Here is an 8,856-nt window from a genome sequence, read left to right as displayed (position 1 = left end):
CGGCCGGCAGCTCTTGCGCCGGGGATTGGCGCGGTGCGGTTTCGGCGCCGGGACCGAAATCCTGCCAGATGACCTCGCCCGGACGCGCGGGCAGCGCGACGCGGCAGGGGCGGGGCAGGCCGAAGGCCGCGGCCTCGGTCGCGCCGACGCCGATGGCGGGGATGCCCAGCGACAGCGCCAGCCCACGCGCCGCCGCCACCGCGATGCGGATGCCGGTGAAATTGCCCGGCCCGATGCCGCAGCCGATCACGTCGAGATCGCGCCAGTCCCGCCCGGCCTCGGCCAGCACCTCCTCCAGCAGCGGCATCAGCCGTTCGGCCTGGCCGCGGGCCATGGCCTCGTGGCGCTGGACCAGAACCCGGTCGCCTTGCAGCAAAGCGGCCGCGCAATGCGCGGCCGATGTGTCGAAGCCCAGCGAGAGCGCCTCAGCCAACGGGGCGAACCTCGGTCACTTCCGGGATGTAGTGGCGCAGCAGGTTCTCGATGCCCATCTTCAGCGTCAGCGTGGAGGAGGGGCAGCCGGCGCAGGCGCCCTGCATGTGCAGGTAGACCACGCCGCGGTCGAAGCCGTGGAAGGTGATGTCGCCGCCGTCCTGCGCCACGGCCGGGCGCACGCGGGTATCCAGCAGCTCCTTGATCTGGTTCACGATCTCGGCGTCGGGGCCGTCCTGGTCGTTATGGGCGCTGGCGGCCGCGCCCTCGATCGCCGGGGCGCCGGACTGGTAATGCTCCATGATCGCGCCCAGGACCGAGGGTTTCAGATGGTCCCAGACCGCCTCGTCGGCCTTGGTCACGGTGACGAAGTCCGAGCCGAGGAACACGCCGGTCACGCCCGGCACCGCGAAGATGCGGCGGGCAAGCGGGCTCGTGGCGGCGGCATCGGCTTGCGGGAAATCCGCGGTGCCGTTGCCCAGCACGGTTTCGCCGGGCAGGAATTTCAGTGTCGCGGGGTTCGGGGTGGTCTCGGTCTGGATGAACATGGCGCGGGGCTCCTTTGTGCCCGGATATGGGGATCGAAGGGGGGGCAAGTCAAGCTAGAGGGCGGCGCCTTTGCCCGCGGCAAGCCCGGCGAAGACAAAGAAATTCACCAGCGCATGCGCCACAGCGCCCGCGCCCGCCGTGCCCGAGGACAGCCGCGCCGCCATCAGGAAGGGCGCGATCAGCGCCGCGCCGGCGATCATCGACGCGGGATCCTGCCCGGAAAGCCGCGCGGCGCCCATCGCCGGCGCCAGGTGCCACAGCACGAACAGAGCCACCGCCAGAACCTGCGCGCCCAGGCCCGGGCGCGGGATCAGGGCGCCGCGCCAGAACCCTTCCTCGAGCGTGCCGTTCAGCAGCGCCGCCAACGCCACCGCCGCCAGCACATGCGGCGAAAGCCGGGCCGGCGCATCGCCCGACCACAGCGCGGCGGCCGCGACCAGCGCGACAAGGGCCAGCGTCACCGGAGGCGAGGGGCGGCGCGGGCGCAGCGACCATCCGCCGCAGCGGCGCAGCGCCAGGGCCAGCAATGCCCAATAAACGGCCAGCCCGACCAGATAGCCGTCAAGCGGCCGCAGACCGCCTTGCCCCAGCAGGCGAAACAGCCCCGCCAGCGCCGAAATCGCCAGCAGCGCCGCCAGCGCCAGGCGGCGGTTCATCAGGTGACCTGTTCCAGCCGCTCGCGCGAGATGTCGCCGGGCACGATGGTGATCGGGCAGGGCAGGCTGGCCATTTCGCGCAAAAGCCGGGTGACCAGCGGCCCCGGCCCGGCGCTTTCGGTCGAGGCGGCCAGCACCACCACGCCGATCTCGGGATCCTCGTGGATCTGCGCCAGCAATTCGGTGCCCGGCTCGCCCTCGCGCACCACCAGCTCCGGCTCGATGCCGGGGCGGTCGCGCATCCATTTGGCGAAGACCTCGTAATGCGCCTCGATCCGCTCATAGGCCTCGGCGCGCATCACCTCGGCCACGCCCATGCCGTGCTGGATGGCATTGGCCGGAATCACCGCCAGGACCTGGACGCCGCCGCCGGTCTTGGCGGCGCGCAGGGCGGCATAGCGGATGGCGTTCAGGCATTCGCGCGAATCGTCCAGAACCACCAGAAATTTCCGCATCGTCCCCTACCGGCAGCCCCGATTTGAGCAAAGACTGGCCGAAAGGACACGCTTGCGCAAGTCTTGTGCTGTTTCCCTCTTGCGTCGGTTCCTAATTCACAGACCCTGTGCTACGCGAGATATGTTAGCCAAATCGCCGAACACGGGACGGAATTGTGACGATCCATCAAGACTGGGAAAAGACCGACATCGCGCGGCTCGCCACATTGCCCCAGCCCGAGATGTCGTGGTTCAAGGGCGAGGCGCATGGCCGCGACGTGGCGGCCATGCCGGTCTCGAAACGGCTGTTCGACATCGCGCTGGCCCTGATCCTGCTGGTGCCGCTGTCCCTGGTCATGGCGGCCTTCGCGCTGCTGCTGCTGGTGGTGCAGGGGCGGCCGATCTTCTACACCGCGCCGCGGATGATCGCGCCGGGTCGGACCTTCACGCATCTGAAATTCCGCACCATGCTGCGCCAGGACGACGATTTCGGCGTCACCGGCGCGCACAAGGCCTGGCGCATCACGCCCCTGGGCCATTTCATGCGCCGCACCCGCATCGACGAATTGCCGCAGCTTTTCAACATCCTGCGCGGCGACATGAGCTTCGTCGGCCCGCGCCCGACCATCCGCGAATATGTGGACCGCTATCCGGTCGTCTATGGTCAGGTGCTGAAAAGCCGCCCCGGCGTCACCGGGCTTGCGACGCTGATCTATCATCGGCACGAGGACAAGATCCTGCGCGGCTGCGACAGCGCCGAGGCCACCGAGGCCGCCTATGCGCAGCGCTGCCTGCCGACCAAGCTGAAGATCGACCTGATCTATCAGCGCAACCGCACCATCTGGCTGGACCTGTGGATCCTGTGGCGCACGGTGCTGATCGTCGTCTACAAGGACGAACGCCCGCGCCGCCGCGGTCGCAAGTAACCCCGGCCGATCCCGCCGCCGCCCCGGATGCCCGGTCCATGCCCGCATTGCATCATAATGTCTGACCCGGAAGCCTGAGGGGACGATCTTGCAGCGAAAGATCCTGGTGACGGGCGGGGCCGGATTCATCGGCAGCCATCTGGTCGAGCGTCTGCTGGCCGCGGGCGACGAGGTGATCGTGCTCGACGACCTGTCGAGCGGCCGGCACGAGAATCTGCCCCAGGCGGCGCGGCTGGTTTCGGGCGACGTGCTGGACGCGAAACTTCTGGACGGGCTGCTTGCCGGCGTGGATTGCGTCTTTCACCTGGCGGCGCGGGTCTCTGTGCAGCTTTGCATCGCCGATTGGATGGCGGCGCATCGGGTCAACCTTGGCGGCACCATCGCCGTGCTGCAAGCCGCGCAGCGGGCGGGCAATATCCCGGTGGTCTATGCCTCCTCGGCCGCGGTCTACGGCAACCGTTCGGGTGCCGATTGCCGCGAGACCGACCTGCCGCTGCCGATCTCGCCCTATGCCGCGGACAAGCTGGCCGGCGAGCACCAGGCCCGCGCCATGGCCGAGGTACATGGCCTGGCCTCGGTCGGGCTGCGCTTCTTCAACGTCTATGGGCCGCGGCAGGATGCGGCCTCGCCCTATGCCGGGGTGATCTCGAAATTCTGCGCCAACCGGCTGGCCGACCGGCCGCATCTGGTCTTTGGCGACGGGCTGCAAAGCCGCGACTTCATCTATGTCGCCGATGTGGTCGAGGGGCTGCTGCGCGCCGCGGATCATGTCGCGGGGCAGGGCGGCGCCCAAGTCTTCAACCTTTGCACAAGCACCGAGACGACGCTGCTGGAGCTTGCGGCGCAGATCGATCGCGTGGCGGGGCGCGGAACGAACGCGATCGACCATGCGCCGGCACGCGGCGGCGATATCCGCGCCTCGCGCGGCAATCCCGAGGCGGCGCGGGCCAGGCTGGGCTTTGTCGCCCGCATCCCGGTGGCCGAGGGGTTGCGGCTGCTCTGGGCGGCTCAGGCGCCGAAGGGCGGCGGGGCGTAGCCGACGCCGGTCAGATACAGGCCCTGCGGCGGGCAGACCGGGCCACAGGCGGCGCGGTCGCGTGCCTCCAGCGCCTCGGCCACGCGCGCGGGCGGCCATGCCCCGGCGCCGACCCGCTCCAGCGTGCCGACGATCGAGCGGACCTGGTTGTGCAGGAAGGATCGCGCCCGCAGGTGAAAGCGGTATTCGCGGCCCTGCGGCACGGCCAGTTCCTCGATGCGGATCTCGTCCAGCGTCTTCACCGGGCTTTTCGACTGGCACATGGTCGAGCGGAAGGTGGTGAAGTCGTGCAGCCCGATCAGATGGGCGGCACCGGCTCGCATCGCCGCGGCATCCAGCGGCTGCGACACCTGCCAGACCCGGCCGCGGTCATGGGTGGCGGGCGCGCGCCGCGCCAGCAGGCGGAAGGTATAGCGCCGCTCATGCGCCGAGAAGCGGGCGTGGAAATCCTCGGCCACCCGCGCGGCGGCCAGGATGGCGACCGGGGCGGGCTTTAGGTGCCAGTTCAGCGCCTCGGACAGCCGGAACGGGTCCCAGTCGCGGATCAGATCGGCATGGGCGACCTGGCCGGTGGCATGGACGCCGGCATCGGTGCGCCCCGCCGCCGCGATGCGGGCGCCGGCGGCGAAGCCGGGATCGAGCCGGGCCAGCGCGGCCTCGATGGCGCCCTGCACGCTGGGCCGGTCGGCCTGGGCCTGCCAGCCGGCGAAGGGGCCGCCGTCATACTCGATCAGCAGGGCGAAACGGGGCATGTCTCTCAGCGGCGCTGCTTGTCCGCTTCGCGCGGGATCAGCAGGTCGTCCATGGTCATCGGCCGCTGCAATTCGTCAGGCTCCGATGCAGGGTCCGGTGTGGCGGCGGGGCGCAGCCCCTCGCGCGCCAGGCGGTCGCGCAGCACGCTGATCTCGATGTCCAGGTCGGTGCGCCCGCCCTCGAGCAGCCTGGCGCTGCGGGCGGCGAACTCGGTTTCCAGGTCGTCGAGCAGGGTTTCGTAATCCTGCCGCGCCCGCGGGTCGCGGGTCTGGGCGTAGAGATCGGCGAATTTCACCGTCGCGTCGCGGGCGCCCTGCAGGTAGACGCCCAGATAGCGGCGCAGCGCACCGATGGCGTCGGGATTGTCCTCGACATGGCCGAAGAGCTCGCGCGCGGTGGCGGCGAACATGCCGACGCGCGCCTCGAGCCGGCGGTCGCCGGTGCGCAGGATGGCGTCCTGCATGGCCTTCAGATGCGCCTCGCCCTCGGCGACGATACGCTGGGCGCGATCCTGCTGCACGCCGTCGACGCCCTCCATGCCCTTGTCGCGCATGGGATCGGTGCCGAAGGCCAGCCAGTGCAGCACGGCCCCCGCGACGCCGATCACCCCGGCGCCCGCCTCGGCCCCCGGCACATAGGCGCCGACGGCAAGGCCCAGCCCGGTCAGGATGCCGCCGAACAGCTTGCGCGGGATCGCCGGGCGGCGGGCGACGCGGCGCGCGTCATAGGCGGCCTCGGCCTGCAGCCCCTCGCGCGTCATCCACATGCCCGAGGCGAGGGTGCCGAAGCCGATGAGCTGCAAGGCGAGGCCGGCCGGATCCTGCCAGAAGGCGCTGATCAGCAGCGGCGTCGCCATGATCGTGACCCAGCGGGTGCGCGATTCCAGCGGGTGCCGGATCTCGCCCGGCGCCGGGCGGGCGGGCGGGCGCGGGTCGGTTCCGTCCAGCCGGGGCTGCGGCGAGAAGCGGCCGCCGAAACGCTTTGCCATCGCCGCCCCCTTCAGCCCGCGCCCAGGATGGAGGCATAGAGCGTCAGTCCCATGAGCAGGAAGAAGGACAGGCGCTGCATGGCTTTCTGGGACATGGGCTTCCTTTCGGTGCGTCGTGTCGGCGGGTGATGCGGGTTGCCCGCCGGGAACAGGATATAGGGCCTGGGGCCGGCGAACGGAAGGGCGCTGCGGTCGGGGGCTCTGCCCCCCGCGCCTCATGCGCCCCGGGGCGGGGCGCCCGAGGCGCTCCCCCCGAGGTATTTGGGAAACGGAAAAAGCTGGTTCGGGCAGGCGGATGCGACATGCGGGGGAGCGTGGAGCGGGTGATGGGAATCGAACCCACGTATTCAGCTTGGAAGGCTGCTGCTCTACCATTGAGCTACACCCGCGTCGGGCCATTCTATAGGGGCTGGCGCGGCGGCGCGCAAGCGCCGCGCGCTTGACGCCTGCGGGGCGGCGGGGCAAGCAAGGCGGCATGATCGATATCCGTCCCGTGGCCAATATCGTCGGCAAGGTCGTCGTCACGCTGGGGGCGGCGATGGCGCTGCCCATGCTGGTGGACTGGTGGCACGGCGACCCGCATTGGCTGGTCTTCCTGGAATGCGGCATCCTGACCATGCTGGCCGGCGGGCTGGTGGCGCTGTCGACGCGGCAGGTGGACAAGTCCATGACCATCCAGCAGGTGTTCCTGCTGACCGCGCTGCTGTGGCTGGTGGTGCCGGTGGCGGGTGCGCTGCCCTTCATCCTGGGGGCGCCGCAGGCCGGCTTCACCGACGCCTATTTCGAGGCCATGTCGGGCGTGACCACCACCGGCACCACGGTCTTTCCCGATCTGGACGGCCTGCCCAAGGGCACCAACCTGTGGCGGGCCTTCCTGAACTGGGCCGGGGGCCTGGGGATCATCGTGGTCGCGATGATCTTCCTGCCGGTGATGAAGGTCGGCGGCATGCAGTTCTTTCGCTCGGAGGGTTTCGACACGCTGGGCAAGATCCTGCCCCGCGCCTTCGACATCGCCCGCGAGATGACCGGCGTCTACATCGCCATGACCGGGCTCTGCATGGTGGTCTACATCCTGCTGGGCATGAAGGGCTTCGACGCGCTGGTGCTGGCGCTGTCCACCTGCTCGACCGGCGGGTTTTCCAATTACGACGCCAGCTTCGCGCCCTTCATCGGGCCGGCGGAATATGCGGCGTCCTTCTTCATGATCCTGGCCTCGATCCCCTTCATCCGCATGGTGCAGCTGATCCGTGGCTCGGCCGAGCCGCTCTGGAGCGACATCCAGGTCCGGGCCTATCTGCGCTGGACCTTCTATGCGATCGCGGTGATCGTGCTTTATCGGCTGCTCTGGCTTGAAACCCGGAACCCGTTCGACGTGATCCGCGAGACCACCTTCAACGTGATCTCGACCTTTTCCGGCACCGGCTTCGCCTCGACCGACATGACGCAATGGGGGCATTTCCCGCTGGTGATCCTGGTGATCGTCGGGCTGATCGGCGGCTGCACCGGCTCGACCTCGTGCTCGGTCAAGGTCTTCCGCTACCTGGTGCTGTTCCAGGCGGTCAAGGCGCAGCTGCGGCGGATGCAGTCGCCGCACCGGGTGTTTCCGCTGCTTTACGACGGCCGGCCGCTGGAGGAGGACGTGGTCGATTCGGTCATGGCCTTCTTCACCCTGTTCATCCTGTCCTTTGGCCTGCTGATCGTCGGGCTGGCGCTGACCGGGCTGCATTCGCGCACGGCGCTGACCGCGGCCTGGACCGCCATCGCCAATGTCGGCGTGGTCTGGGGGCCGGAGCTGACCCCCAGCGGCGCGGTGACGGATTTCCCCACCGCCTCGAAATGGCTGATGACCATCGGGATGTATCTGGGCCGGCTCGAGCTGATCTCGGTGCTGGTGCTGTTCCTGCCGCGGTTCTGGCGCGCCTAGTCCTGCGCCACCGTGGGGGCCGCTGCCGGGGCGATGGCCGGCGCTTCGGGCTGCGCCTCGCCGGCGCCGGGGGCGAAGCGGGTCAGGTTGTCCGAGATCTCGGCCGCCAGCCGGTGCTGGTCCTCCGGATCCGAGACCGGCCAGATCAGCACGAAGCCCTGCACGCGCCCGTCCAGGACCCGGCCCTCGGCATGGCCGATATGGGTCCGGTTGCGGCCGTCCAGCGTGACGCTGCCGCGTTCGACCTTGCGCTCGGGCGCCGGCACCCAGCCGAGCGCGGTGACCAGGCCGGCGAGGTCCAGCATCTCCTGCTGGCCGCCGGGTTGGCTGAACAGGATCAGGGCCGCGCCCGAGCCGTTCTTCGGTCCATAGATCGACAGCGCCCGCTCAGCGCGGTCGAATTGCAGCTTGTCCATCGGCGCGGGCAGCGCCAGGCCGGTATGGCTGTCCCGCAGCTCGGTCAGGCCCATCTCGGCCCGCCAGGCTTCGCGCCGCCGGATCAGCTCGGCCATGGCGGTGGCGGTATCGGGCGAGGCGCGCAGGCGCACGATCTCCGCGGCGATGGCGGCGCGGGTCTTGGGGCCGTCCTTGCCGTCGATGCCGCCGTCGTAATGGCCCGCCCAACGCAGCGCGCGCTGGATGTCCTCAAGCGGCGGCATGGCCACCGGGGCGGCATCCGGGGCAGGGGGCTCGCCCAGCTCCGGCACCTTGCCGATGATCGCGATTTCGCCCATGTCCTCGGCGGGCGAGAGGAAGGCGTCCTTGGGCACCGCGCCCGCGGCCTTGAAGGCCTTGAGCCAGGCGCTGCCGGTCGCCTCGTCCATCGGGCCGAAGGCGATGGCCGAGCGGCCGTTGGGCAGGGTCCAGAGCCCGGCCTCGGGCAAGGTCTCGCGCCATGTCGCCAGCAGCTCCTCGGCGCGGGCGCGGTCGGAACTGGATTCGAGACGCAGGAAGAATTGCGCCGGCGCAGGTTCGGCAGCGGGTTCCGGCGCGGCTGCGGCGGCTTCGGGGGTGGCATCCGTGCCCGCCAGATCGCCCGCCACGGGCTCGCCGTCCTCGGCTGCCGGCTGGCCCGCGCCCTGCGGCAAGGTCGAGGCATTGCCGGTCGCCCCCCCGGGCGTCTCGGGCGTGCCGGGCGCCACCGGCGCGGTGGGCGCC

At 70.2% G+C, this 8,856-nt stretch carries 10 protein-coding genes and 1 tRNA gene; 3 read left to right on the top strand and 8 right to left on the bottom strand.

Features of this window, described 5'->3' with window-relative positions; translation table 11 throughout:
- The 4 genes from tsaB to I9P22_RS21880 all read right to left on the bottom strand — a co-directional run.
- Positions 1 to 433 (bottom strand): tRNA (adenosine(37)-N6)-threonylcarbamoyltransferase complex dimerization subunit type 1 TsaB (gene tsaB, locus I9P22_RS21895; protein WP_199262102.1); only part of this gene is annotated, 433 nt, incomplete at its 3' end.
- Positions 426 to 980 carry a NifU family protein gene (locus I9P22_RS21890; protein WP_199262099.1) on the bottom strand — a complete coding sequence of 185 codons (555 nt, stop codon included), beginning with the start codon at positions 978 to 980 and terminating at the stop codon, positions 426 to 428. The genes tsaB and I9P22_RS21890, both read right to left, overlap by 8 nt.
- A 54-nt stretch (positions 981 to 1,034) precedes the next feature.
- Positions 1,035 to 1,637: a CPBP family glutamic-type intramembrane protease gene (locus I9P22_RS21885; protein ID WP_199262097.1), complete on the bottom strand. Its 603-nt coding sequence runs from the start codon at positions 1,635 to 1,637 to the stop codon at positions 1,035 to 1,037.
- Positions 1,637 to 2,092, bottom strand: a complete 456-nt coding sequence (locus tag I9P22_RS21880; protein WP_019352269.1) for a universal stress protein — start codon at positions 2,090 to 2,092, stop codon at positions 1,637 to 1,639. Before I9P22_RS21880 ends, I9P22_RS21885 begins: the two co-directional genes overlap by 1 nt.
- Positions 2,093 to 2,247: 155 nt before the next feature.
- On the opposite strand from I9P22_RS21880, the gene I9P22_RS21875 reads away from it, so the two are divergent.
- Both I9P22_RS21875 and I9P22_RS21870 read left to right on the top strand, forming a co-directional pair.
- A complete protein-coding gene (locus I9P22_RS21875) occupies positions 2,248 to 2,997 on the top strand; it encodes a sugar transferase (protein ID WP_199262095.1) in 750 nt (249 codons plus the stop codon).
- 88 nt (positions 2,998 to 3,085) lie between these two features.
- Positions 3,086 to 4,033: an NAD-dependent epimerase/dehydratase family protein gene (locus tag I9P22_RS21870; RefSeq protein WP_199262093.1), complete on the top strand. Its 948-nt coding sequence runs from the start codon at positions 3,086 to 3,088 to the stop codon at positions 4,031 to 4,033.
- Here the strand turns inward: I9P22_RS21870 and truA are convergent.
- The 3 genes from truA to I9P22_RS21855 all read right to left on the bottom strand — a co-directional run bounded on the left by truA (position 4,006) and on the right by I9P22_RS21855 (position 6,163).
- A complete protein-coding gene (gene truA, locus I9P22_RS21865; protein ID WP_199262090.1) occupies positions 4,006 to 4,785 on the bottom strand; it encodes a tRNA pseudouridine(38-40) synthase TruA in 780 nt (259 codons plus the stop codon). The two genes, I9P22_RS21870 and truA, sit on opposite strands and share 28 nt — an antisense overlap.
- Positions 4,786 to 4,790: 5 nt before the next feature.
- Positions 4,791 to 5,774 (bottom strand): 5-bromo-4-chloroindolyl phosphate hydrolysis family protein, encoded by a 984-nt coding sequence (locus I9P22_RS21860; protein ID WP_199262088.1) that lies wholly within the window; start codon positions 5,772 to 5,774, stop codon positions 4,791 to 4,793.
- A gap of 315 nt (positions 5,775 to 6,089) precedes the next feature.
- Positions 6,090 to 6,163: transfer RNA gene (locus tag I9P22_RS21855), tRNA-Gly, on the bottom strand.
- Positions 6,164 to 6,249: 86 nt separating this feature from the next.
- On the opposite strand from I9P22_RS21855, the gene I9P22_RS21850 reads away from it, so the two are divergent.
- On the top strand, positions 6,250 to 7,698 hold the full coding sequence (locus I9P22_RS21850) for a TrkH family potassium uptake protein (RefSeq protein WP_199262086.1): 1,449 nt from the start codon (positions 6,250 to 6,252) through the stop codon (positions 7,696 to 7,698).
- On the opposite strand, the gene I9P22_RS21845 is transcribed toward I9P22_RS21850, so the two are convergent.
- A partial coding sequence (locus I9P22_RS21845; RefSeq protein ID WP_199262083.1) for a peptidoglycan-binding domain-containing protein occupies positions 7,695 to 8,856 on the bottom strand: 1,162 nt, incomplete at its 5' end. The genes I9P22_RS21850 and I9P22_RS21845 overlap by 4 nt on opposite strands.

The organism is Paracoccus binzhouensis (assembly GCF_016446475.1).
Taxonomy (GTDB): Bacteria; Pseudomonadota; Alphaproteobacteria; order Rhodobacterales; family Rhodobacteraceae; genus Paracoccus; species Paracoccus binzhouensis.
This window is presented reverse-complemented; position numbering and strand designations above follow the sequence as displayed.

What these genes read in the sequence shown, in the direction of transcription:
- I9P22_RS21885 (WP_199262097.1), bottom strand. Translation starts at nt 1,637, where the DNA reads ATGAACCGCCGCCTGGCGCTGGCGGCGCTGCTGGCGATTTCGGCGCTG.
- truA (WP_199262090.1), bottom strand. Translation starts at nt 4,785, where the DNA reads ATGCCCCGTTTCGCCCTGCTGATCGAGTATGACGGCGGCCCCTTCGCC.
- I9P22_RS21880 (WP_019352269.1), bottom strand. Translation starts at nt 2,092, where the DNA reads ATGCGGAAATTTCTGGTGGTTCTGGACGATTCGCGCGAATGCCTGAAC.
- I9P22_RS21890 (WP_199262099.1), bottom strand. Translation starts at nt 980, where the DNA reads ATGTTCATCCAGACCGAGACCACCCCGAACCCCGCGACACTGAAATTC.
- I9P22_RS21850 (WP_199262086.1), top strand. Translation starts at nt 6,250, where the DNA reads ATGATCGATATCCGTCCCGTGGCCAATATCGTCGGCAAGGTCGTCGTC.
- I9P22_RS21860 (WP_199262088.1), bottom strand. Translation starts at nt 5,774, where the DNA reads ATGGCAAAGCGTTTCGGCGGCCGCTTCTCGCCGCAGCCCCGGCTGGAC.